22 protein-coding genes are annotated in these 24,785 nt (G+C 64.1%); 10 read left to right on the top strand and 12 right to left on the bottom strand.

Features of this window, described 5'->3' with window-relative positions; translation table 11 throughout:
• Positions 1-59 precede the first annotated feature (59 nt).
• Positions 60-1,487: a class II fumarate hydratase gene (locus tag V9F06_08370; GenBank protein MEI2617630.1), complete on the bottom strand. Its 1,428-nt coding sequence runs from the start codon at positions 1,485-1,487 to the stop codon at positions 60-62.
• Between the two features lie 242 nt (positions 1,488-1,729).
• Here V9F06_08370 and lysA point away from each other — a divergent pair, with 242 nt between their 5' ends.
• The 4 genes from lysA to V9F06_08350 all read left to right on the top strand — a co-directional run bounded on the left by lysA (position 1,730) and on the right by V9F06_08350 (position 6,682).
• Complete coding sequence (lysA, locus tag V9F06_08365; protein MEI2617629.1) at positions 1,730-3,070, top strand: diaminopimelate decarboxylase; 1,341 nt, start codon at positions 1,730-1,732, stop codon at positions 3,068-3,070.
• 69 nt (positions 3,071-3,139) lie between these two features.
• Positions 3,140-4,798: an RNA polymerase sigma factor RpoD gene (gene rpoD / locus V9F06_08360; protein ID MEI2617628.1), complete on the top strand. Its 1,659-nt coding sequence runs from the start codon at positions 3,140-3,142 to the stop codon at positions 4,796-4,798.
• Between the two features lie 92 nt (positions 4,799-4,890).
• Positions 4,891-6,324 (top strand): GTPase ObgE, encoded by a 1,434-nt coding sequence (obgE, locus tag V9F06_08355; GenBank protein ID MEI2617627.1) that lies wholly within the window; start codon positions 4,891-4,893, stop codon positions 6,322-6,324.
• A 109-nt stretch (positions 6,325-6,433) separates the two neighbouring features.
• Complete coding sequence (locus V9F06_08350) at positions 6,434-6,682, top strand: YggT family protein (GenBank protein MEI2617626.1); 249 nt, start codon at positions 6,434-6,436, stop codon at positions 6,680-6,682.
• Positions 6,683-6,697: 15 nt separating this feature from the next.
• Here the strand turns inward: V9F06_08350 and V9F06_08345 are convergent, their stop codons facing one another.
• From V9F06_08345 to V9F06_08315, 7 genes are all read right to left on the bottom strand, one after another.
• Positions 6,698-6,931 carry a hypothetical protein gene (locus V9F06_08345; GenBank protein ID MEI2617625.1) on the bottom strand — a complete coding sequence of 78 codons (234 nt, stop codon included), beginning with the start codon at positions 6,929-6,931 and terminating at the stop codon, positions 6,698-6,700.
• A 65-nt stretch (positions 6,932-6,996) separates the two neighbouring features.
• A complete protein-coding gene (locus V9F06_08340; GenBank protein MEI2617624.1) occupies positions 6,997-8,040 on the bottom strand; it encodes a L,D-transpeptidase family protein in 1,044 nt (347 codons plus the stop codon).
• A 126-nt stretch (positions 8,041-8,166) separates the two neighbouring features.
• Complete coding sequence (locus V9F06_08335; GenBank protein ID MEI2617623.1) at positions 8,167-9,684, bottom strand: glycosyltransferase family 39 protein; 1,518 nt, start codon at positions 9,682-9,684, stop codon at positions 8,167-8,169.
• On the bottom strand, positions 9,681-10,775 hold the full coding sequence (locus tag V9F06_08330) for a glycosyltransferase family 4 protein (GenBank protein ID MEI2617622.1): 1,095 nt from the start codon (positions 10,773-10,775) through the stop codon (positions 9,681-9,683). Before V9F06_08330 ends, V9F06_08335 begins: the two co-directional genes overlap by 4 nt.
• A complete protein-coding gene (locus V9F06_08325; protein ID MEI2617621.1) occupies positions 10,775-11,707 on the bottom strand; it encodes a glycosyltransferase family 2 protein in 933 nt (310 codons plus the stop codon). The genes V9F06_08330 and V9F06_08325 overlap by 1 nt, the downstream gene beginning before the upstream one ends.
• The gene (locus tag V9F06_08320) at positions 11,704-12,462 is read right to left on the bottom strand and encodes a glycosyltransferase family 2 protein (GenBank protein ID MEI2617620.1); all 759 of its coding nucleotides are present in this window, start codon (positions 12,460-12,462) and stop codon (positions 11,704-11,706) included. Before V9F06_08320 ends, V9F06_08325 begins: the two co-directional genes overlap by 4 nt.
• Positions 12,463-12,464: 2 nt before the next feature.
• A complete protein-coding gene (locus V9F06_08315; protein MEI2617619.1) occupies positions 12,465-13,370 on the bottom strand; it encodes a glycosyltransferase family 2 protein in 906 nt (301 codons plus the stop codon).
• A gap of 216 nt (positions 13,371-13,586) precedes the next feature.
• Here V9F06_08315 and V9F06_08310 point away from each other — a divergent pair, with 216 nt between their 5' ends.
• The 4 genes from V9F06_08310 (at position 13,587) to V9F06_08295 (ending at position 17,419) form a co-directional block, all read left to right on the top strand.
• Entirely contained in the window at positions 13,587-14,342 is a 756-nt protein-coding gene (locus V9F06_08310) for a nuclease-related domain-containing protein (GenBank protein MEI2617618.1), read from the top strand.
• Positions 14,339-15,388 carry a hypothetical protein gene (locus V9F06_08305; protein MEI2617617.1) on the top strand — a complete coding sequence of 350 codons (1,050 nt, stop codon included), beginning with the start codon at positions 14,339-14,341 and terminating at the stop codon, positions 15,386-15,388. Before V9F06_08310 ends, V9F06_08305 begins: the two co-directional genes overlap by 4 nt.
• A gap of 173 nt (positions 15,389-15,561) precedes the next feature.
• Positions 15,562-16,440: a regulatory iron-sulfur-containing complex subunit RicT gene (ricT, locus tag V9F06_08300; protein ID MEI2617616.1), complete on the top strand. Its 879-nt coding sequence runs from the start codon at positions 15,562-15,564 to the stop codon at positions 16,438-16,440.
• A gap of 40 nt (positions 16,441-16,480) precedes the next feature.
• Complete coding sequence (locus V9F06_08295; protein MEI2617615.1) at positions 16,481-17,419, top strand: arginine deiminase family protein; 939 nt, start codon at positions 16,481-16,483, stop codon at positions 17,417-17,419.
• 21 nt (positions 17,420-17,440) lie between these two features.
• On the opposite strand, the gene V9F06_08290 is transcribed toward V9F06_08295, so the two are convergent.
• The 4 genes from V9F06_08290 to V9F06_08275 all read right to left on the bottom strand — a co-directional run bounded on the left by V9F06_08290 (position 17,441) and on the right by V9F06_08275 (position 21,665).
• On the bottom strand, positions 17,441-18,562 hold the full coding sequence (locus V9F06_08290) for a GDSL-type esterase/lipase family protein (GenBank protein ID MEI2617614.1): 1,122 nt from the start codon (positions 18,560-18,562) through the stop codon (positions 17,441-17,443).
• 246 nt (positions 18,563-18,808) lie between these two features.
• Complete coding sequence (locus V9F06_08285; protein MEI2617613.1) at positions 18,809-20,074, bottom strand: FAD-binding oxidoreductase; 1,266 nt, start codon at positions 20,072-20,074, stop codon at positions 18,809-18,811.
• Positions 20,075-20,162: 88 nt separating this feature from the next.
• Positions 20,163-20,699: a DinB family protein gene (locus V9F06_08280; protein MEI2617612.1), complete on the bottom strand. Its 537-nt coding sequence runs from the start codon at positions 20,697-20,699 to the stop codon at positions 20,163-20,165.
• Between the two features lie 27 nt (positions 20,700-20,726).
• Positions 20,727-21,665, bottom strand: a complete 939-nt coding sequence (locus V9F06_08275) for a pyridoxal-phosphate dependent enzyme (protein MEI2617611.1) — start codon at positions 21,663-21,665, stop codon at positions 20,727-20,729.
• Between the two features lie 135 nt (positions 21,666-21,800).
• On the opposite strand from V9F06_08275, the gene V9F06_08270 reads away from it, so the two are divergent.
• Positions 21,801-23,756 carry a S9 family peptidase gene (locus V9F06_08270; GenBank protein MEI2617610.1) on the top strand — a complete coding sequence of 652 codons (1,956 nt, stop codon included), beginning with the start codon at positions 21,801-21,803 and terminating at the stop codon, positions 23,754-23,756.
• A 16-nt stretch (positions 23,757-23,772) separates the two neighbouring features.
• Positions 23,773-24,768: a uroporphyrinogen decarboxylase family protein gene (locus V9F06_08265; protein ID MEI2617609.1), complete on the top strand. Its 996-nt coding sequence runs from the start codon at positions 23,773-23,775 to the stop codon at positions 24,766-24,768.
• Positions 24,769-24,785 lie beyond the last annotated feature (17 nt).

Below are 24,785 nucleotides of genomic sequence, written 5' to 3'. Positions count from 1 at the left end.
AGGCGGACCTCGTCGGGAATCACCTCTTCCGGAGCAAGCAGTCGGACTCTGTTGTCCGATCAGCCCCCGCCACCGGCCAGCGTCGTCCCCGGCTCGGTCATCTGCGCCGGGTCGAGGATACGGTCGAGCTCAGCGTCAGACAGACTGGTTTGCTCCCGCGCGACCTCGCGGATTGTCCGTCCGGTCTTTGCGGCATCCTTCGCGATCGCGGCCGCGGCGTCGTAGCCGACGATCGGCGCGAGAGCAGTGCCGATCATCAGGCCCCGCTCGACCATTTCGGGTCCGCGGCCTGTTGCGACGATCCCGTCGATGCATTGCTCGGCGAAGTTCTCACAGCTGGTGGCCAGCAGCTCGATTGACTGAAGCAGGTTGTAGACGGCGACCGGCATCATCACATTCAGCTCGAAATTGCCTGACTGGCCGGCGATGTTGATTGTGACGTCGTTGCCAAGCACCTGTGCGCAGACCATTGCGACCGACTCTGCAATGACCGGGTTCACCTTGCCCGGCATGATCGACGAGCCAGGCTGGACCGCGGGAAGCTCGATTTCGCCGATGCCAGCTCGCGGCCCGGAGCCGAGCCAGCGGATGTCGTTGGCAATCTTGAGCAGCGACACCGCGATCGTCTTCAGCGCGCCACTGGCCGCGACAACGCCATCGAGCGTGCTCTGTGCCTGGAAGTGATTCGTGGATTCAACGATCTCAACCCCGGCCTCGTGGCTCAGAATGCGGCAGACACGGTCGGAGAATTCCGCGTGCGTGTTGATCCCGGTGCCGACTGCCGTGCCACCGAGGGCCACTTCGCGAAGCTCCCCGATCGCCTCCGCTGCGCGCGCTCGACCTCGCTCAATCTGCCCCGCATAGCCGAGAAATTCCTGCCCGAGGCGGATTGGCGTCGCGTCCTGCAGATGCGTGCGCCCGGTCTTGATCACCGGCATCAGCTCGCCGGCCTTGGCTCTTAGCGATGTCTCGAGCCGTTCCAGCGCTGGCTGAAGATCCTCGGCAATTGCCGACAGGGCCGCCAGGTGGATCGCAGTCGGGATGACATCGTTCGACGACTGGCCGGCGTTGACATGGTCGTTCTTGTGGACCGGAGTCGTTCCATTGCGTGTTTCGCCGAGGATCTCGTTGGCGCGGGACGCAATAACCTCGTTGGCATTCATGTTCGTCGACGTGCCAGACCCAGTCTGGAAGATGTCGAGAATGAACTGGTCGTCGAACGTCCCCTCGGCAACCTCGGCTGCTGCCCGGACGATCGCGTCCGCGAGTCGCGGATCGACGATACCGAGGTCGTTGTTGACTCGCGCAGCCGCGCCCTTGATCTGCCCCAGCGCGCGAATGAACCGTCGCGGAAAGCGCAGATCGCTGATTGGAAAGTTGTGATGCGCTCGCATCGTCTGGACGCCGTAATACGCGTCCGCTGGGACCTGCAGCTCGCCCAGCGAGTCGCGCTCGGTCCTCGTGGCCTGACTCGTGTCCCCCGCCATGCTCGTTCCCTCCCGGGTCTCTCTTCCCCGCCCTGTCCATGGCGGGCCGTCGATCGTAGTGTACGAAACCGAGCGATGGAGACTGCCAGTTCTGCCCGTATCGAGGCACGAGCGGGCGTATACTTTGCGCCACTTGAGAGATCACGCCGCGGCTCGGACGACTGCATCACCGCAGACGGGCCGGCGTCCTCTTCGGGTTCTTCGAAGCCGACCCGGCGCGGAGATACGAAAAAGGGGGCTTGATGCTCTGGCCCATGACGGCTATGCGCGATTCCAGTGGCGCACTCCGGATCGCTGATGTCTCACTCTCCGAGCTAGTGGACACCTACGACACGCCACTCTATGTCTTCGACACAGCGACGATCCGCGAGCAATGTCGAAGATATTGTCGCGCGTTCGCAGATGCCTGGGTTCGTCCGCGCGTTGTGTATGCCGGCAAGGCCGGGATGTCCAGGGCACTGCTCGAAATCATCGCTGACGAGGGACTCTGGCTTGATGTCGTCTCGGGCGGGGAGCTCGCGTACGCGCTCGCCTGTGGTTTCCCGGCACATCGGATCCACTTCCACGGGAATAACAAGACGGCCGCGGAGCTGCGGCTAGCGCTTGATAGCCGGATCGACACGGTTGTCGTCGATAATTTCGACGAGATCGACATGCTGGCGGAGCTCGCTGCCGGCCGCCCACAACCGCAGGCAGTGCTGGTGCGGGTCAACCCCGGCATCGATGTTCATACCCACGATTATCGCAAGACCGGTATTCCCGACTCGAAGTTCGGGCTGGGGATCCAGAATGGACAAGCGGAGGAGGCCGTCCGCCGAATCCAGCGAATTCCGGGGCTCCAGCTGAACGGTTTCCACGCTCACGTCGGTTCGCAGATCTTCGAGATCGATCCGTTCGTCGACACCGTAGAAGCACTGTTCGGTTTCGCGGCACAGATGCGTGATGCCCATGGCGTCGAGATCGGCGAGATCAGCCCTGGCGGCGGCCTTGGTATCCCATATGAAGCGACGGATCCCGATACACGAGTGGAGGAGTATGTTGCCGCGTTGGCAGCCTGCGCTCGAGAGTCGTCCGCGCAGTACGGAATATCCCCGCCCGTGCTGACAATCGAGCCTGGCCGCACCATTGTCGGTCAGGCCGGCGTCGCGGTCTATACGATCGGCGCGCGCAAGGAGATTCCTGGCGTCCGGACATACGTCTCCGTCGATGGCGGAATGGCGGATAATATCCGCCCGGCGCTGTATGGCGCGGCGTATACTGCCGAGCTCGTCGGCCGGCCGAGCGAAGGAGACCTCGCGGCTGTGACGATTGCCGGCAAGTATTGTGAGTCGGGCGATATTCTCATCGAGCGTGTCGCGCTGCCACCGTTCGCCCGAGGGGATTATCTGGCGATTCCGGCAGCCGGCGCGTACTGTCTGGCGATGGCCAGCAATTACAACCAGTCGCTACGTCCGGCCGTTGTATTCGTTGAAGATGGCGAGAGCCGCCTGACACAGCGTCGGGAGACGGTCGACGATCTGCTCCGGCGCGATATCGACGATGCGCCGCCTCCCTCAGCCGTCACCCGGGAAGCGCCGGGCTGACGATCGACCAGCATTACAGATCGGCGTTCACCGGTCAGTCTCATCCAGTAGCTCCAGGGAGACCCCTTCGTGCCAGACAACACCGACAATCTGAGCAATCGAGACGACCGTAAGGCAGATCCCGGCCCCATAGCTGACCCGCCACCGGGCGCTTTCGAGGTGGATGAATCGCTGGTGAATCAGCTCGTCCGGCGTGCCGAAGCGAATGGCGCCCTGAATTGGGATGACATTCGCCAACTCGTCGATGTCGATAAGGATCGAGCGACACGCGACGCGGTCGAGGCGCGGCTCACGGAGCTCGGTATTTCGATCGGTGGTGACAGTCATGTCGCCGATGAGATCGACAGCCCGAGCGCCGATGCCGAGGATGCCGATGAAGATGAAGGGGAGAGCCGCCTTGATCTCTTCGTCGACAGGCGGATCGCTGATATCGACCTCTCAGGTGTCAGCCTCGACGACCCAGTGCGTATGTACCTTCGCGAGATCGGGCGTGTGCCACTGCTTACTGCCCAACAAGAGGTCGATCTGGCACAGCGGATGGAACGAAGGGACCACCTGGCGCGCCTGGCGTTGCGACTCACCGAAGGCAGGGCCGAGAGACCCGATATCCGCATCCGCCAGGCTGTCAGCGAGTTCGCCGAGCAAATCGGCCGAACTGTGTATCTCTCCTTCTCCGAAGGCTGGCGATTTGCTGAGGTGCTCTACCAGGAGGCTTACCCCGACCAGCGCGCCGACTCGAAGATGCGGATGCTTGCCGCTGTCTTGCCGATAACCCAGCTTCCGGATGCGTTGTTCAAGTCCGTTGCCGACGGGTTCGGGATCACCACCGGAGCGCTTGAGGAGGAGCTACGCCGTCGCCGGGTCGAGTGGGACCTGTTGCCGCGCTCCATCCAGCGCCGGATCGCCGCGCCGGACGCAATGATCGACCAGGACGAGGCATCTGCGCTGCTGACCGAAGCCGCGCCACAGATGAGCCAGACTTACCTGCAGCGAGTTGAGCAAGGCGATGTGGCCCGCACAGACCTCACCGAGGCGAATCTGCGGCTGGTCGTCAGCGTTGCCAAGAAGTATGTCGGGCGCGGGATGTCGATGCTCGACCTCGTTCAGGAGGGCAACCTCGGGCTGATCCGCGCCGTCGAGAAATTCCAGCACCATAAAGGATTCAAGTTCTCGACATATGCAACCTGGTGGATTCGTCAGGCGATCACTCGAGCGATTGCCGACCAGGCGCGCACCATCCGCATACCGGTCCACATGGTCGAGACGATCAATCGGCTGATCCGGACATCGAGGAGGCTACAGCAGGAGCTTGGGCGCGAGCCGACGTCCGAGGAGATCGCCCGTGAGATGGATCTCACGCCTGAGAAGGTGCGGGATATCCAGAAGATCTCACAGGAGCCGATATCGATCGATATGCCGATTGGTGAGGAGGAAGACTCCAGCCTCGGCGACTTTATCGAGGACCAGAAGGCGCTCGCGCCTGCCGATGCCGCGTCACAACAGATGTTGAAGGAGCAGATGGAGCGCGTCCTGAGCCAGCTCTCCGAACGCGAGCGCCGGGTGCTTGAGCTGCGCTTTGGTCTGGAGGACGGTCGTAGCCGGACACTGGAGGAAGTGGGCCGGGAATTCGGCGTCACCCGCGAGCGCATCCGCCAGATCGAGGCGAAGGCGCTGCGCAAGCTCCGTCACCCGACCAAGTCCCGCCAGCTGCGCGACTATCTCGAATAGTCTCTATCACGGCCTCGAGTGCCGGATGTGGCACGCTTCCGGCGCAACACGAAGGCCGGACACTGGCCTTGCTGGATGAGGGAGTCACTCGGGTGCTGGTTGATCGCGCGCGTATTCAGGTCACTGCTGGTGATGGCGGCCGTGGGGTCGCCTCGTTTCGACGTGAGAAGTTCGTTCCGATGGGCGGCCCGGATGGCGGGGATGGCGGTCGGGGCGGCGACGTGATTCTTCGGGTCGATCCCCACCTGGCGACGTTGCTGCCATTTCAGTATGCCTCGCACTTCCGTGCCGGCCATGGTCAGGCCGGCCGCAACCAGAAGATGCACGGCAAGAATGGCGAGACGAAGTACATTGACGTTCCTCCCGGCACGATCGTCATCGACGACGAGAGCGGCGAACCAGTCGCCGACCTGGTCGAGGCGGGTAGCGAGATCGTCGTCGCGCGCGCGGGCAGGGGCGGGCTGGGCAACTCGCACTTCACGAGCTCGACTCGACAGGCGCCGCGCATTGCTGAGCTGGGTGAGCCAGGCGAGGAACGCTGGATCCGGCTCGAGCTCAAGCTGATTGCCGATGTGGGTCTGGTTGGTTTTCCGAACGCCGGAAAGTCGACGCTGTTGGCCGCTGCTAGCGCCGCGCGTCCGAAGATCGCAGATTATCCGTTCACCACGCTCGAGCCGAACCTTGGCGTCGTCGAGGTAGGCGGACGTCGTGGCGAAACCTTCGTCCTGGCAGATATCCCCGGTCTGATCGAGGGCGCGGCCGAAGGGGTCGGCCTCGGCCACGAGTTCCTTCGTCACGTTGAGCGCACGCGCCTGCTCCTGCATGTCATCGACGGCTCCGGCGGCCTCGAAGGACGTGACCCGATCGACGACTTTGAGATCATCGATGCTGAGCTGGTTGCCTATTCCGATGAGCTTGGCGCCAAGCCACGGTTCCTCGCGATCAACAAGATCGATCTTGCCGAGACCCGCGAGAATCTGCCGAGATTGCATGAGGCGCTGGACGGCCGGGTTGAGAGGGTCTTCGACGTATCGGGTGTGACCGGCGCGGGAGTTCCGGAGATGATGGCTGCCATCAAGGAACGCCTCCAGGATATCCCGCGACTTGCAGATCTGGTCCCGGTGGAGAGTCGCCGCATCTACACGCTGGATGAGCTGGACGACACTGCCTGGGTCGCCGAGCGCGTGTCCAGCCACCACTTCGTGGTGCGCGGGCGCAAGATCGAGCGCACGTTGGTGATGACCGATTTCTCCAGCGAGGACGCCGCCGACCGGTTTCAACGCATTCTCGAGGCGTCGGGGATCTCGAACAAGCTCGAGGATCTGGGCGTCGAGCCCGGCGATGTCATCCATATCGGCGAAGCGGAACTGATCTGGGATCAGGCGGCGATGGAACACGGTGACGCCGACGAAAAGCGCCGACGAACGCATCGCGAGCGGTTGCAGGACAGCTTCGAGGGTGAGATCGAGAAATCCGGCCACCGTCGCCGCCAGCGCGGGCGGAGCGCACAGCAGAAACAACCCTGACGGGCCGGCCGCTGATAGGTCCACGAGGAACAAACTGATACTATTCGGCTGCAAGGTTACGCCACCGAGACCGTTCGGCGGCGTTTTGGTGAGTGGTTAGGTGCCGGGCTTGACGCAGATTCTCCAGATCGCGATTACCTTTCTGCAGGTCATGACCTGGGCAGTCGTCGGGCGCGCCCTGATCTCGTGGGTTGACCCACAGGGGACGAACCCGATCTCCCGCTTTCTCGTCCAGCTGACCGAGCCGATCGTTGGCCCCATTCGATCTGTGGTGCCGCGGATCGGTATGATCGACATCTCGCCGATCTTCGCGATCCTCCTCCTTCAGGTTCTGGCTCGAATGCTTGCCCAGGTGTGAATCGGCGCCTGACCTCTAGAGGTCGCGGTCGAAGCTCCTTCGCGTTCCGGCTCGATTTTCAAACCAGCCCCAGACTCGCTGGCTTTCTTCGGACGACCAGCCGTAATCTCGCGTGCGCTGATCCCATTCGGAGCGATTCTTGAGCTCGTAGTATCGTTCGAGCTCGTGGGCTTGCGTTATCGTCAACTCAGACATGACTGGTGGCCGGCTGGCGTCGTCGGGGCTGTCGATCGATGGTGCTTCGGACATCGGCATGCTCCATCCGTGTTGCGAGGCGTGTCCTCCAACGGGCGTCGCAGAACGGATGCCGTGAATTACTCGTGAATCGAGACAGTGGACCCGATCGAGAGGAACTGCCAGAACCAGGCGGCGTCATCTACCATCAGATTGACGCACCCGTGGCTACGGGCATAACCGTACTCCCACGGGTCGCTCCAGTAATTCGCATGCAGGGCGAATCCGCCGTCCGCAAAATACTGGACCCAGGGGACATTCTCCAACCGGTAGGATTCCACGTCGCCCTCCGCAATCCCGGTCGTCGCGCTATCGAGCGTGTCGATCTCGTTGCGGCGAAAGATCGAGAAGGTCCCGGTCGGCGTTTCGAAACCCGGCTTCCCGGTGATCGAGGTCGCGGCGTACACCGGCGTGTCATCGACCCATGCGATGACATAGTTCGTCGTGAGGTTCACCTCGACCCAGTGCCCCGCGAATGTTTCAGGAGCGTGCGGCGCGACGAATGGCCCCACTGTCGCGGCCGAGATGTAGTTGCCTGACCAGGTGCGGTACCAGAGATCGGTGCCGGCCGCGCTGCCGCCGACCTCAACCCCGTAGAGCGCGATCGGCCAGCCGGTGTGGAGTTCCGCCACGACCGGCGCGTTGACCGTCGGCGCCGAGCGAACGTTGGCGGAACCGGACATGACCATTGCCATCACGCCGCCATCCAGTGTCTGAATCGCGTCAGCCCAGCCACCCGATCGCAGTGAGTCAACTTCGGACGGGTCTGCGGCTAGTTGCGTGCGTGAAGTCGATGCCGACTCTTCGGTTTCCGTCTCATGGCTGGTGGTCGCTGAGCTTTCGTTGTCATCAGCCGGTGATGCCTCAGGGTTCGCTTGTGGTGTCGCAGTTGGCGCTGGCCTCGTCGCGACAGGGGCAACCGAGGCAGTCGGTTGAAGGGCCGAAGGCGGGGTCGCGGGCTGCCCGATCATCATCGATGCCTGGGGCGGAGAGGCTGAAGCCGTCGCGGTCGCTGGAGCTATCGCGCTGGAGGGAGGCGTCGCGGCGTCGTGTGCTGAGGTGCGATGCAGCAGCACGATCGTGACAACCAGGAACACGATAACGCTGGCGACAATACTCCGCATCCGGGGAGACTCCTTTTGTGGCAGTGTACGTACGTGTACGTACGATAGTAAGCCACAGAAGCTCCTGCAAGAAAAGGATTTGCCACGACATTGGTGCGACTGGCAGTCACACATGAGGGCGTGGTGTTACCAGCCCGGTGGCATCTCGAAGAGCGATACCCGCACGCCGGTGACTTCGTGGGAGTAGAGGAGTGTCCCGGTCGTTGCTAACCACGAACCAAGCACGTTGTCGGGGTCTTCGTCGGGAACGCGGTCAGGCGATTCGACCAGCCAGAGGCGTTGGGCTCCGCCGACCTGGTCGCGAATCTGTTCGATCATCAGGTCGCGCGTGAGCCATTTGACCTTGAAGGTCGGGATCGTCGCAACCGGATATTGTCGCAGCGACGGTTCGCGCTGTGCGTAGTAGTCGAGCGTCGTAATCAGATAGCCCGGATGGACGATGATCGCGTCACCTGGCTCGGCGCGACGCGCGATGTCGGCGTAGGCCGAGCGCCAATCCTCCTTGACGGCCGCGTGCGTTCGATCGACATCGCGGATCGGCGCCCAGGCAAACGCCAGCAGAAGCGTGAGGCTGAGCAACCCGAGGGGCCAGGCGCGACGGCCGGCGATCAGTGCCCCGACGGAACCAGCCACGAGGATGAGGTAGGCCGGCAGCGCGACGATCGCGTAGCGGTCAGAAAATACAGACTGTCGCAGTGAGACGGCCCATAGCCCGGCGATTGGAACTACGACCAGCGCGCTCAGCAACAGCCACCATCGGGCCGGCCGCCGCTGCCAGCGCAGCGTGAGGATCCCTCCACCGGCCAGTAAGCCATATAAGATCGCGCCCCCGCGCTCGATGCCGGGTGTGGAGCGATTGACGGCCAGCTTCACGCCGAGGATGCGGACTGCGTCCCAGAGGCTGACATCTGGCTGCCAGGTCGCCACGCCACCGCCAATGACCTTGATCGCCCATAGCGCGATCGGGACATACGGCAGGGTCAGCGCCGCGGCGGCCAGAAGCCAACCGCGTTCTCGTCCGCGCCACCTTGTCCTCGTGAGGATCACGTACCCCGACTGGGCGACGAACACCAGCACCGTTGCGACGTGGGTATAGAACATCAGGCTGGTCATCACGACGTAGACGATCCACCACACGGCGCGGTTACGGATCAGCGCCTCGGCGAGGAACAGGGTCGATAGCACCGAGAGAAGAACGACGATCGTGTACATCTTGGCCTCTTGCGAGTACCAGATGTGATAAGGCGAGATCGCCAGCAGTCCCGCCGCCAGCAACCCGACTCGACTGCCAGCGACTCGCCTCGCCAACAGATAGAGCAGCGGAATCGTTGCGACGCCGGCGACGGCTGAGGGTAACCGCACCGCGACCTCCGAGATGCCAGCCATCCGCACCCAGATTGCCAGCATGACGTTGTAGAGTGGGCCGTTTTCACCGGCTGCGACGAATGTTCGCAGCACCTGGTCGAACGACCGCTGAGCGCGGACGACGACATCGACCTCGTCGAACCACAGGCTCTGTCGACCCAGCCCGGTCAGTCGCAGCCATGCGCCAGCCGTGACAACAGCCGCGAAAGCCAGGTAGTGGATCAACGCGGCATGCGCGACAGCCTTCGCGATGAATCGTTCGCGCGCCACTGCGATCATCGCTCCCGGAGCTCCCAACCCTCGATGACCGACGCATACAGGCTCGCGTGCTCAGCCGCGATCGACGGCCAGCGATAAGGCCACGGGAGCGGCCCGACTCCGTCCTCTGCCGCCAGCGCGGCCTCCAAAGCGCCGCTCAAACGACCGATGTTGTTGCGTGGAATGATCTGCAGTTGCGGCATTCTGCCCACATCGTTCAGCGAAGTTGGCGCATGTGGCTCGGTCGTGACGACCGGCCTCCCTGATTGCAAGGCAGCCAGCAGCGACCCGCTGCGCAAGCTGGCGCCATGCTGGAATGGGAGAGCAACGACGCCGGATCGGGCCAACGCGTTGCTTGCCTGCTGTGCTGGGAGGTAGCCAGTGCGGTCGACGCGAACAATCAGATCGGCTGCCAGTTGCTCGATTTCGGCGAGCGGGACGAGGTCGTTGTTCGCGGATGCCGTCCCCATGTCACCGATCATCATGAGGCGTGGCCGGCGGACAGGATCGATGAGGCCGATCGCCTCGATCAGCTCGATAATCCCCTTCGCGCGGCTGGGCAGTCCAAAGAACGCGACCGTATCGCGATCGACAGGGAGATCGAGGTCGGGAGGCGGAAGGTTAGGCGCGATCGGGATTTCGATCGCGTCGATTCCTCGGCCGGCTAACGTCGCAGCGTCGAATGGATTTGTCACAACAACTCGTGTGGATGCGCGGGCCATGCGCAGTATCGCGAAACGCCGGAGGACCCCGGCCTTAGGGAACAGGTAGGGGGGACGGAGATCGTGAAAAGTCGTCAGGGTCGGGAACTTGTCGCGCAGTAGACACGGCAGCAGATTCGCCGATGGGTGCATATCGAATGCGCCGGCCTGATACTGGATATGGACGACGTTCGCGCCAACCCGGGTCGCAATATCAGCGACCTTCCGCGCCGCCGGCCAACCCCACTTGCCGAAGCCGATGACCTGCTCCCGCTGTCCGACTGGCGCCAGAATCGTTGATTCGACGCCCTCCCGGGCTAGCCATGCCGCCAGGCGTTCCGTATAGTCGCCGACTCCGCCGGCCATCGGTGGGTATTCGCCGGTCACGAGCAACACGTGGATGTCCGCCATCAGCCTCTTCGTACCCCTCGGCGGAGCGCTGCCGCGTAGAACCTCATTCGCTCCATGCGCAACTGGCGTCGATTCCCGAGCAGCCACTTGGCAGATTCGCGCGATAGCCGGATCGCGTAATCCAGCAGAATCGCGACGCGGACGACGGACTCCCAGTGCCTGTCGTACAGTCGCCCGGTCAATTGAACGCGGCTGGCGTTGAATTCTGCCAACCGGCGCGGAAGATCCTGCGCCGCGCTGGCCCCCTCATGATGGACGATCTCGGTAGTTGGAACGAAGCCAACTCGCCAACCGTGTCGTTGAAACCGCCAACACCATTCGACCTCTTCAGCATACATGCGGAATGATTCGTCAAACCCGCCGGCCTGCTCAAGTGCGGCTCGCCGGACGAGCATCGTCGCGCCAACGATCCAGTCGACATCCTGCACAACGTCGTCTGACCTGTCGGACAGATGGTAGCTCGTGGCGACCGGGTTCCTCGGCCACCATTCCTCAATGACCGAGCTTTCGAAGATCGGGGTCCACGGGCGCGGAAAGCGACGTCGGCTCGACTGGATCGAGCCGTCTGGCCGGCGGAGGCGTGGCCCGACGACCGCGTGCGATGGATGGGCATCCAGCCAGGCGGTCAGCGTCGCGATCGACCCGGCCGGGATGACGGTGTCCGGGTTGAGCACCAACACGTACTCGGCGTCGCTACGCGCAATGCCCGCATTGGCCCCGGCGCCATAGCCGCGGTTCTCCGCCTCAACGACCTGAATGTTCGGGCCGGCGCGACGTGCGGCGTCCGCGCTTCCGTCACTGCTGCCGTTATCGATAACAACGATCCGGGCGATCTCGCCGGCGGCTTGCGCCACAACGAGCGACGCGAGGCACTCCACGAGCAAGTCGCGGACGTTGTATGAGACGACGACAGCGTCGACTTTCGGAGTCATCGGCGCGCTCCATGCCGGACGAGCCAGACGATTCTCGCTTGCTCGTACGCCAGGGCCAGCGCGAGGAAGAGACCAGTAGATCCGTCCCGGTAGCCGTGGCGCATGACAAATCGTCGCACAAGCTCGCGAGCTGGAGCGGAAAGATACGACCGCCGTCGGGGGATTTGGCCCCCGGCCACCAACTGGGCTGCTGCCTGTCGGGAGTAGATCCGTTGCTTGCGGACGAACTCTCCGCGGGTCTCATAGTTGAGGTGCACCAATGGTGTGACGAGATCGACCGCCTGCCCGTCCAGTATCACAACCTCGTGGACCTGGCGATGCTCGTCATAACGAGCGCTGGCGCGCCGGAGCAGGCGTGTCTGATGGTCGGGCCACCAGCCTCCCCCGCGGAGCGCTCGACCGAAGACGATGTTGTAGCGTGGAAGCCGACCTCCGACAACCTCTTCGCTGGCATCGTCGAGGAATGCTGTGAGCTCGATCGCGCCCTCTGGCGTCAGTCGCTCATCCGCGTCGAGGAAGAGGACCCATGGCGTGTCGGCCAGCAGCAGGGCTGCGTTGCGCTGACTGGCATAACCGTCGAACCGACGCGTCGTGACGTGGGCTCCGGCTGCGCGAGCGATGTCGACGGTCTGGTCGGACGAGCCGGAATCAACGACGATCACCTTCTGCGTCAGTTGTGCCAGCGATGCCAGGCAGCCGGGGAGATGCCCCTCCTCGTCGAGTGTCAGGACAATCGCGGTGAGATCGTCGCGCATCGTCACGGTCTCGCCGCCTCGCGGAAGGTCTCGCGAATGCGCGAGTTGGCAGCCCTTCGTTGCTCATCGGCATGCCGGTCGTCCAGCCGGGTTCCGAACGACACGAGTGTCGCCGCCAGCCTGCGCTGCCGCGCTCCCCACCACCGGCCTCCATAGCGTGCCCGGCTGGCCCAGAGAGCCTCGCGCATGGCGTCGGGGCGTTGCGCGGTTGAGCGCCCGCCGTGATGGATGATTCGCGCGTTCGGCATGAGCAGTATTGTCCAGCGTCGTTCGGCGAATCGTCGTGCCCAGTCGATCTCCTCGCTGTACATCCCATAGCCCTCGTCCAACGGCCCGGCGTCGTCTGCCGCGGTTCGTCGGACGCACATTGCCGCGCCGAGCGGGTAGTCGATGCGGATCGGTTGCGCTCCATCTCCCGTCGGCATGCGCCCGTTGAGCGGAGATTCCAGCAAGCGGGCCGGCATCGGCAGGAAGTCGAGCAGCAAGCTGGCTGGCTGCGGAAAGGAGTACCCGGCCGATTGCTGCGATCCGTCGGGGTTGAGCAGTAACGGCGCGGTCATCCCGATGTGCTCGGCGATCTGCAAGCCATCGTGCAGCGTGGCGAGCGAACCGGCCTCCAGCTCGACATCGGGGTTGAGGATCAGAACCGCATCGCCCTGCCCGGCCGCCATCCCGGCGTTGCAGCCCGCGGCATAGCCGCGGTTCTCGGCCAGCTCGACCAGTGTCACACCGGGGTGCCTGGCGACGACGGCGCGGTGTGCGTCCGACGGCGACGCGCAGTCGACGACGATCGTTTCGCACGTAAGCTCCGCCGCGCGCTCACGCTCGGCAGCGATCGAGCGCAGGCAGGAGTCAAGCAATGCCGGGACGTTCCAGTGAACGACGATGATCGACAGATCGAGCCTCATCGGGTCGGCTCCGGATCACCCGGGATGCGGGCGGATTCGGCAGCGATCGGGTGGAGACCGAGCGGGCTTTGGTTGGCCCGAGCGCCCGTGCTAGACTCCATGCGATGCCGTGCGCTGGCGTCCGTCGTCGTGCCTGCGACATGTAGTCGGGCATCAACTACGCCGCGCCCAGCCACGCGCCGGCCGGGTGTGGCCGGGAGGGGTCGGTCGCATCCCATGCGTATCGTGCGGAACACCGGATACATCAAGCGCCGCAAGCGCGCCGGCAAGCTGATCGTTGCGGGTGGTCTCGGGCTGCTGATCGGTTCCTGGGTCATCACCCTGCTCTACCCATCCCTCTTTCTGCTGGCGACGGCCGGCCTGGCCGTCGGGTTCATTTTCTTCAATGGTGGCATGCAGCAGCTATCGCGCTGGTCGCGTCGCCCGCGGAACGATGAGGTTATTGACGCCGACCTCAATCGGCTCAACGACCGCTACACGATCGTCCACTACCCCGACGTGCCGGGGCGCCGGCCGGATCACGTGCTGATCATGCCAAACGGCGTGCTGGCGCTGACATCACGTGAGGTAACCGGGTCGGTCAAGGTCAAGGAGCGCACCTGGCGCAAGCTCGGTAATCCACTGACTCGCATGTTGCTCCTGGGCGGCCCGCAGCTTGGCAATCCTACGATCGAAAGCGAGGAGCAGATCAAGGCATTGACCTCGTTCCTTGAGACAAAGCAGCTCGCGACGAACGTCACAGGCGCGATTGTATTCGTCGCTGACAAAGTCGAGGTCGATATCGAGAATCCGACACTACCGGTCCTCCATGCGGCTGAGCTGCACGATTACGTTCGACAGCTGGCACAAAACGAGGCGACCATTTCCACAAAGGGCCGCGATGATCTGGCGCAAGCACTCTCGCAGGGAGAGGACATCGAGACGAATCTCTCAGCTTCATCGAGACCGAAGAAGAAGGTGCGCGCGGCATGAGCACGCCGGCCAGCGATCGCTGGGCCATCATCGGCCATGACGAGCAGGTCGAGGCCCTGGCATACGCGGTTGCGGCGGACCATGTCAGCCACGCCTATCTGATCACCGGGCCGACCAGTAGCGGAAAGACGACGCTGGCGCTTGCCTTCGCCCGGGCACTCAACTGCACCGCTGCGGCGTCCGAGCGACCTTGCGGGGTTTGCGAGAATTGCCGGAGGACGATACGAGGCAGCCACCCGGATGTCACCGTCGTCAATATGGCCTGGCAGGATATTACGGTGCCACCGAAGAGACGACCAGATCGCTCGACGCCACGCCAGGAACTCTCGATCGATTCCGTGCATCATCTCCGTAAAGACATCATCACTCGCCCGGTGCTCGGACGCTACAAGCTGCAGATCATCGACGACGCTGGCCTCCTTTCCGACGCGGCGATCGACGCCTACCTGAAGACGCTCGAGGAGCCTCCGCCCTTTGCGGTCATCGTTATGGTCGCCGAGTCGGCCGACCGTGTCACCGAGACGATCCGCTCTCGGTGTCGAGTCATCGAGTTGGGCAGTGTCTCGCGTGAGCGTATATCGGCAGCCCTTCGTGAGTGTGGCGTCGAGCCAGTTTCTGCAGAGCGGGTCGCTCGCGCCGCTCACGGGCGAGTCGGCTGGGCTCTGGACATGGCGGCAACCCCGGCGAAGATGACTGCGTACCGAGAGATGGTCGAGATGGCGTGGGAACACGTAACGACTCCGGTCGGCCGCGTTGCCCTGAGCGGCGCTGTAGCGCGGGACTATTCCCGGCGACGCGACCAGACGCTTGCGCTGCTGGATACGATCACCGGCGTCTGGCGCGACGCCCTGCTCAGCCGCGCCGGCCTGCCGGAAAGCACAGTATTTCCTGACCTTGCCGACCGGTTGCCGCCATGGGCGGCCAGTCACGAGCTGCGCGACCTCCATCGCGCGCTCGATGCGAGCCGGCAGTGTCTCATCGACCTTTCGAATAACGCTCAGGCGCGGATTGCGCTGCATGCGATGGTGATGCAATGGCCGGATTGAGCTGCTGCGAACCCCAACGAGAGCCGTCCTACGAGGATGCCAGGCGGCGGTTCCGTGAGCGAGTGATGCTTGCGCCCGTCGCGTCCAGGTTCCGAGCGACCCTCATGATCGCTGATTGCGGATGCGATGGATGCGAACACGCGCTCCCATCGATCGAGGGCGCGGAAATCGACATGGACGAGCGTCAGGTCGCCGGGGTGCGCTTCCGCGACTCTGGTCGCACGTACTACGTCGATCCAGATGGCGTGACGATGGAATCGGGCGACTGGGTCATCGTCGATACCACCCGCGGGGCCGAGTTGGCCCAGGTGGTGATCGCGCCGCAACAGGTGATCGCTGCGCTGCTCGACGGCGAAGTTCGCTCGGTTGCCCGTCGCGCGACTGATGACGACCTGGATCAGTCCGACCGTCGCAGGGAAAGCGAGGGCGACGCGCTGCGCACGTTTGCGGCGATGGCGCGCGACCATGGGCTGGCGATGAAGCCGATCTCGGCCGAATACGCCTTTGACGGCTCGCGACTGACGATCAACTTCTCGGCCAACGGTCGAGTCGACTTTCGTGAGCTGGTGCGCGATCTTGCTCGCCGGTTCACCTGCCGGATCGAGCTGCGGCAGGTTGGCCCGCGAGACGAAGCGCGGCTGCTGGGCGGTCTCGGCCGCTGCGGCCGGCCCCTCTGTTGCTCAACCTGGCTTCCGCAGTTCGCCGACGTCTCGATGACGATGGCCAAGAATCAGGACCTGTCTCCGAATTTCGATAAGCTCTCGGGTATTTGCGGTCGTTTGCTCTGCTGTCTCTCCTACGAACAGGAACAGTATCGGCAGCTGCGTTCCCGATTGCCGCGGCTTGGCCAGGAAGTCATGACCGAGCAGGGTCCCGGCTACATTCACGCCATGCAGATCCTCAAGGAGACTGTGACGGTCCGCCTTGAGACTGGTGAGTCCGTGACGCTGTCGCCCGACGGGGTTATCGTCGTCGGTGAACCCACGCGGGAGATGCGTAATCGCCGACGTCGTCCGCGCCGCGATTCGAGCGTGGAAACTCCTCCGCAGTAGAGTCCTTCGCGATCGGTCGTCATTAGGGAAGGGATCAAGCGTGAGCCTGACTGCCGCATACGGTGGTGAGAAATGGTCGCAGCGCGCCAACGACATGCGCGCCGATATGCCAGGCCACTGGGGAGACTGGGGATCCGGATCGGAAGTGGGCCGGCTCCGATCCGTGCTGCTGCGCCGGCCGGGATCGGAGCTCGATGACATCGTGGACTTCGATGCAGTCCAGATGCGAGCTGACCTGAACCCGGATCTGGCGCGCGCACAGCACGACGCGATGGCTGATGCCTACGAGGCGAACGGCGTCAGCGTCTACTACGTCGAGAATAGCCGCAACGACAAGCCGAACCAGATGTTCATCCGCGACCTGATGCTGATGACGCCGGAGGGCGCGATCATCACCAGACCCGCGTCGACCGTCCGCGCGGGCGAGGAACGATTCGTTGCCGAAGCGCTAGCTCGCAACGGCGTGCCGATTCTGATGTCCGTCCATGGCTCCGGGACCTTCGAGGGCGCTGACTGTCTCTGGGTCGACGATGACCTCTGCTTCCTGGCGGAGGGACTACGGACGAACACCGAAGGCGCAAACCAGGTTGAGCGGATGTTGCGTGAGATCGGCGTCAAGGAAGTAATTCGGGTGCAGCTTGCCTGGGGCGCGATGCATCTCGACGGCGTCCTGGCTCTTGCCGATACCGATGTCGCGATTGTCTGGCCCTACCGGACACCATCGCCGGTCGTTCGGACGCTCCAGGAACGAGGCTTCAGGATCGTGCCGGTGGTCGAGGAAGAAGCGCACGAGCTAATGCCGATGAACTTCGTCGCGATCGAGCCCGGCAAGCTGCTGATGCCGAAGGGCGGCGTCCGTTCGGCGGAACGTTACGTTGAGGCCGGCCTCGAAGTCATCGAGGTGGACATCAGCGAGCTGATGAAGGCCGGCGGCGGCGTCCATTGCATGACAGGGTTCCTTAAGCGCGACGCTGTCTGATACCGCTCGCCGTCGTGGCCGCTACCGAGAGAGCATCTGAACGATCGCGCTTGTGGCGGCGTTCGCATATTGCTGCGCCCCCGCGTTGTTCGGGTGGATGCAGTCACCCGTCCACTGGATCGTTCCGGGGATCAGCGCCTGGGCCAGACCATTGAACAGGAACGGTCGTGAGTTGGAATCCGGGTCGGTTGCGTACTGCACCCAGGTGTCGGCCACGCCCGGCGACGCTAGCCCACATTGCGTTACGCCGGCCGGGCCGCTCGCCTGAGGCGACTCGTGCCCATGGAACAGATCGTGGATCGTCGCCGAGCCGACCGATCCAGTTCTCTGTGTCTGGCTGACGGCAATGGCGATCGCCTGGTTCACAGCGTGGATGGCAGTCTCGGTCCGCTGGTAGCAATCGTAGGATGCGGCGCCCTGATATGGAGGTGGCGCGACGGTGCATTGGCTGCCGGGAAGATGGAAGAGGAAGCTGTCGGTATTGAACGGGTTATGGATGTCGGTCACGACGACCGTCACGTTCGGGTAGCGGATCAGTCGCGCGATCTCGGCCGTCATTCCGAGCCGAACTCCCTCTGCCCGCTGTTGGACGTACGCGTTGAACCAGTCGTCTCCCCATGAGATTGCCTGATACACAGTCAGTGGGTCGGTGTAATCGAGATCGTTCGCGCCGGCCGTGATTGTGACGACCGTTGGGCGCGTGACGTGCGTCAATCTGTTCCACTCCAGACGCGCGACGACGGCATCCACCTGGTAGTGCAACGACTTGTTTTTGCAATCTGCGTTAAACCAGTACTTCTGGAAGCATCGATCGACCGCTCCCTGCGCGTCGTAGGTGACGCGCGCGCCGGAGCACGCGAGGAACTGGCTCGCCGGGAACCGGACGTCGGAGATCTGCGCGCCGAGCGCCGCGACAACGCGCTCCGGGTACGCGCGATCCCACGATCGGGCGCATGGTGTTAGCGAAAGACCCGCCGCATCGTCACCCAACCCGGTGCCAGCGGCGATCGAGTCGCCGAGCGCCCAATAGTCCACCGATCGCGGTAGCCCTCCTCGCGCGGCCGCGGTAGGCGCAGCCCATGCGAGGGAGGTCATGAGGAGGAAGATGACAAGCAGGAGCCGTGGGGAGGCTGACGACCGCATTGATGAACGCTCCTTTGATTTCCCGGTAGCGATGCAGTGGATTGATGCTGTCGAGCGTAAACCCGGCTTCCACCAGCCTACCGCCATATCAATCGATGTCAACCCTCAACTGTGATAACAGGCGCGGCAACGCGAGCCGTCGACGGAATGCCCGATCTGCGGCTGCAGTAATGGTAGAGCGCGATTGTGGGGGCCATCACGCGAGTCGGGAAGGGCGGGTCCGCCCTTCCCGATCCATGTCTTCCGCTACTCGTACATCGCCGTGTCGGTCAACTGCGTGAGCGAGGAACGCTCGGCGCTCAGCGGCGCGATTGACGCCGGGGTTGCGCCAGTTGTTGCGGCCTCGGCGAGCAGCTGCCCGAGGCGCGGCCCGAACGACATCCCGCCTCCGCAGAATCCACCACCTACCCAGACGCCGGGCATGCCCGGCGCGGGGCCAGCGACCGGCAGGAAATCGCTGGTGAACGCCATCAGCCCCGCCCAGGTGTGGGCGACCCGCAGTCCTTCAAGCTTTGGGAAGAGGCGGGGGAGTACCTCTTCGATTCGGGAGATGACGCCCGACGTCGGGACCGGGTCGCGAACCCCGACATCCTTGTTCGGCGCATCGTCTCGGCAGCCGCCGATGACGATGGAACCGTCGGGCGTCTGCTGCCAGTACTCGCCGGTCGGGGTGACCGCCGCTCCGCCGCCGGTCGTGAACACTTCAGGCAATGGCTCGTACGAGAGGATCTGGCCGCGAACCGGCACAACGAGCCCCGACAGTGCCGGGACGAGCTCGTCGGTCCAGGCGTTGACGCTGACGATGACCCGGCCAGCTCGAACCGAGCCGCGATCGGTGATCACCAGGGCGCCGTTCCCGCTTGCCTCCAACGCGGTGACCGCCGCCCGACAGAGGCGCGCGCCATGCCGGCCGGCTGCCGCAGCGACGCCCGACAGATACTTCGACGAATGGACTGCCGCGGAATTCGGCTGGAACATAGCGCCCGCGATCTCGTCGCCGAGCGGGGTCTTCACCAGATTCTGCAGCGCGTCGCGATCGAGAACTTCGGCTGTGATGCCCCGCGCGGCGAGCTCGCCCAGACCAGCGCGCCTGGCATCGAGGTCGGCGTCGCCGAGGATGAAGCCGAGCGAACCTGGCACCCGGTAGTCGCAGTCGATTCCTTCCTCGGCGACCACCCGGCGGACGATCTCACAACCATCCTCGGTGAGCTTCCAGAGGTCCCATGCGGCCTGCTCGCCGATGCGCTCCGCTGTCGGCCCGATGCCGGCGACCAGACCCGCGCCGACGAACCCACCGTTTCGACCCGTGGCTCCCCAACTGATCGCGTCGCGTTCGATCAGCGTGACGTCAACGCCGGCCTTCGCCAGCCAGTAGGTTGCCCAGACACCCAGAACTCCGCCTCCAACGACAACCACATCGGTTGCCTCGGGCAATGAGTCGCCAGGCACGAGTGGCGCTCCGGTGGCGTGCCAGTACGACAGGGGTTCACTTGTTCGTCCAGTCGACGACATGTCTCCTCCGGCTCCTTGTCTTTCTTGTGCCCGTGATCCGGGCTGCGTGGCGCGAGAATACACGACTCCGCCCGATGTCGCGCGTTCGTCAGATGTTGCGGCCGGTGTATGCCGTGAGAAGCAGATGAATCTGCCCCCGATGTTCCGCCTCGTGCTGCATCAGATGGTGGAGCACCCACGCCGGCGTCACGTCGTATTCGGGCAGCGCGCGTGGCCGGAGGAAGTCTTCGATCGTCATCTCCCGGAAACCAAGGATCAGGCGGTCACGGATTGCAGAGAGAACCGTCAGATGTTCAGAGAGACTTCGCCGGCTGACATGCGTCAGCCGGCCACTGGCGTCACGCACGTCCCACGGCAGCAGGGCGACGATGTCATCCGGGAATGGTTCGGTCAGCACCTCGACGTACAGCCAGTCTGTTTCGATTGCGGCGATGTGGTAGAGCAGCGTGCCGATCGTGTTTTCATCGTCGCGCTGCCAGTCGAGCGCGGGGTCGTCGACCCGATCCAGCAGTTGCAGGGTGCGTGCGCGAGCATCCTGCGCCGCGGCAAGCCACTGCGCGATTGCTGGGTCTGTTGCCGTGGGAAGGGTGAGCGTGAGCTGTCGGCGTGATTCGGGTTGGGTCATGAGAGGAAGTCTTTCGGATACGGATGACTAGCCACCATGCTGCCGGAGGATTTCGGCGAGCTGCGGAGGATCGATGCTTCCCCCACTGAGAATACAGACCGTCCGGCCGCGCTCCGTGCGTGACAGAGCCAGTGCAGCGGCGACAGCCAGCGCGCCGGCCCCCTCTGTCACCAGCTTGTTCCTGAGCGCGAGCCGTGCGATGGCCGACTTCGTCTCGTCATCGGTTGGCGTCAGACAGCCAGCAAGCATCTGCTGTAAGTCGGGGAAGGCATCAGCCGAGACGAATGGCGCGCCCGCGCCGTCGACGAACGTGTCGTAGGGCGTGGTGCGTGGCTCACCGGCCGCCAGCGAAACGGCCAGAGCGCTGCCGCCGAGCGGCTGGACACCGAAGACGCGGACATCCGGGTGGCTGGCCTTTATGGCAGACGCGATCCCGAGGGCCAGACCCCCGCCGCCGACCGGCACGATCACCGTCTCGACATCCGGCAGGTCTTCCAGGATCTCCAGCCCGATAGTCCCATTCCCGGCCGCAACCAGCGGGTCGTTGAATGGATGAATGAAGCCCGGACGGTCATTGAACCGGCCGTCCTGCATCGCAGCCATCACTTCAGGTCGTGGAATCAGCTCGATTGAAGCGCCGTAGCCTCGTGTCGCGGCCTTCTTGAACTCGGGGGCGCTCTCCGGCATGATCGCGGTCGCCCGTAGCCCCAGCCGGCGCGCGGACCACGCGACCGCCTGCGACATGTTACCGGCGGAGAGCGTCGTTACCTCGTCGAGTGGCCCCGCCTCCAACCGCGCTGCAATCGCGTTGTGCGCTCCGCGCAGCTTGAATGACCCGATCGGCTGGAGGATCTCCGGCTTGAGCCAGACGTCGTCTACCTCGTGAAGCTGGAGCAGCGGGGTGCGGATCGCCACGTCCACGAGCCGCCGTCGTGCGGCAAGGATGTCGTCTAGCGTAAAGCGCATTTGGCGTCCTTCTCAACCCCAGGTCGGTGGCCAGACAGTCATGATAAGTCATCAGTCGTGGCTTGCGCGGGTAGTGATCCTGAGCGACGATACCGGGCGGAGTTGATGAGACTATATCGAAGGGATACCGCCGCCGTGACCGAAACCAGCACCGAGCCGCAGCCGCTCACGCCGGAGCAGCTTGCGACGATGACACGCGTCGGCGACGCGCGTCTTGCGCCGGACGGAACAGCCGTCGTCTTTGTCGTTGACCAGGCCAGCAAGGATGGCGAAAACGAGCAGGCTGCGCTCTGGATAGCGCCGTTCGATTCCACGTCGGCAGGCGCAGCCCGTCAGTTCACCAGCGGACTGGCCAACGATCGCGCGCCGCGTTGGTCGCCGGACAGCCGCCGCATCGCGTTTCTCTCAGATCGCGCCGAACGGGGCAAGTCGAGCGTATACGTGATGCCAGCCGACGGTGGCGAGGGTATTCGCGTGTTCGATCAACAGGGAGAGCTCAGCGGTCTCACCTGGTCGTCGGATGGCCGCTTCCTGGCCGTGCTCTTCACCGAACCAGAGACCGCGGAGGAGAAGAAGCGCAAGGAGGACCGCGACGACGCGAACGTCTGGGATCACGAACAGAAGTACCAGCGGCTCTGGGTCATCGATCCGGACGCGAAGACTGCGACCTGTGTCTCTCCCGACGCGCGTCAGGTTCGCTCGTACGCCTGGGCGCCGGACGCGGAGCGATTCGTGATCTGCGCCACAGGGAACGCGCGTATCGACGATCTCTTCACCGAGAACGAGCTGGAGATCATTCCCCGAGGGGGTGGTGAACCAACATCGATCGGCACGCTGACCGGCGTCGCCTCGGATCTCACCTGGTCGTCGGATGGACGCTACCTCGTCTACCGATCCTCCGCAGGCCAGGTCGTTCATGGTGAGCATGTTTATCGGATCAACGCCGACGGCAGCGACCGTGTCTGTCTGACTGAAGGGTACAGCGGGACGGTCGAAGGACTCTCGTCGCCGGATGGCGGCAGCTCGCTCGTGCTCTCCTGTGCCGAGGGTGTCGACTTCGCCGCCCACTGGCTCAGTTGGGATGGCGAGATGTCGCCACTCCTGTCGCGACAGGAGGGTTGGGCGGACGTGCCTGCGAGTGTCAGCTGCGATGGCCGGCGATTGGGACTCGTCTGGCAGACCGGGGTCGAGCCGGAAAATGTCCACGTCGCCGAGGTGGCTGACGGTCGCGCCGGCGCGCTGCGCAAGGTGACTGACTTCAACAACGGGATCACAACAGCGGCGCTAGGGACCGTTTCGAGCGTGAGCTGGACGAGTGATGAAGGGATCGAAGTCGGGGGCCTGCTCGTGCTGCCGCATGGCTACGTCGAGGGCCAGCGCTACCCGACGATTGCGCTCGTGCACGGCGGGCCGACGTGGGCCTGGTCGCGCTGGTTCCACGGGAGTTGGCACGATTGGGGACAGATGCTGGCCGGCCGTGGCTACGCAGTGCTGTTGCCGAACCCGCGCGGCAGCACCGGGCGTGGCTCGGAGTACATGAACGCCAACGCGGGCGACATTGGTGGCGGCGAGTACCGTGACATGATGACTGGTGTCGATGCATTGATCGAGCGCGGTATTGCCGATCCCGATCGTCTTGGCATCGGCGGCTGGAGTTGGGGCGGTTACATGACTGCCTGGACTGTCAGCCAGACTACGAGGTTCAAGGCGGCGGTGATGGGGGCTGGCCTGCCGAATATGGTCTCCGACAACTACATCGGCGATATCCCGAGCGCCAATCTCTCGTATTTCTCGGAGTCCGCCGCGCAGAACCCGGAGCCATTCTGGGAACGCTCGGCGATCCGCTACATTCGCAACGTTACGACGCCGGTTCTGATCCTCCACGGCGCGGCGGATGATCGCGTCAACCCGATGCAGGGCAAGGAGATGTATGTCGCGCTGCGGAGTCTCGGTCTGCCGGTCGAGTTCGTGACCTACCCACGCGAGGGGCACAGCATTCGCGAGCGCAAGCATCAGATCGATCTGATGAATCGCGTCATCGCCTGGTACGAGCGCTACCTCAGCGCTGGCGCGGTTGAGCAGTCGAGGTGAGAAGGGAGCAGACACGGTGAGCCAGCAAATGACGCCACGAGAGCGGGTGGATGCCGCGCTACGTGGCGAGGCCGTCGACAGGCCGCCGGTGAGTATCTGGCGGCATTTCCCGAACCAGGATCAGTCAGCCGCCGACCTGGCCGCGGTTACGCGCGCCTGGCAGGAATCGTACGCGCTCGACTTCATCAAGCTCATGCCGCCCGGCGACTATGCGACGATCGACTGGGGGGCGGAGAGCGAATACCAGGGAGCGGCCGGCGGCACCCGCGAGACAACGAAGTACCCGATCGAGACGGCCGAAGACTGGAGACGGATCGCGCCGGTGCCAGTTGATGCCGGGTTCAACGCGGAAGTCGTGCGTGCCTGTGCGCTGGTGCGTGAGGCAGTCGGGCCGGATGTGCCGGTTGTGCAGACGATCTTCAGTCCGCTGACGATCGCCAACAAGATGTCGGCCGGGCGAGTTGTCGAGCACTTGCGCTCTCACCCGGATGTCGTCCGCCAGGCACTCGTCGCGATTCGGGATGTGACCGTCGAGATGGCGCGCGCGTCGTTGGCTGCCGGCGCGGATGGTGTCTTCTTCGCCAGCCAACTGGCGACCGCCGATGTGTTGACTGAAGCCGAGTACCTCGACTTCGGCACGAACTACGATCTCGAGGTGCTGGAAGAGACAGTCGCGGCCGGTAGCCAGGTGACGATGGTCCATATCCACGGCGCGAACACGTTCTTTCACCTCATGGCCAGCTATCCATGCAACATGCTGAACTGGCATGACCGGGCGGTCGGCCCCGATCTGGCCACGGTGCAGGGCAACTACCCTGACTGCTGTGTAGCCGGCGGGATCAACGAGAAAGCGATCGCCGGGATGACGCCCGAGGCGGTCGCAGCCGATGTCGCCCAGGCGCGCGACGCGACCGGCAACCGCCGGCTGATGATCGCGCCGGGCTGTGTCATCCCGGTCGCGACGCCGGCGATGAACCTGCGCGCGGCCGTCGAGGCAGCGAAGGCGACATAACGAGCGACGACTGGATT

The sequence above is a fragment of the Thermomicrobiales bacterium genome, assembly GCA_037045155.1.
Taxonomy (GTDB): Bacteria; Chloroflexota; Chloroflexia; order Thermomicrobiales; family CFX8; genus JAMLIA01.
The sequence above is the reverse complement of the archived record's forward strand: the minus strand, read 5'-3'. Positions and strand labels throughout refer to the sequence as shown.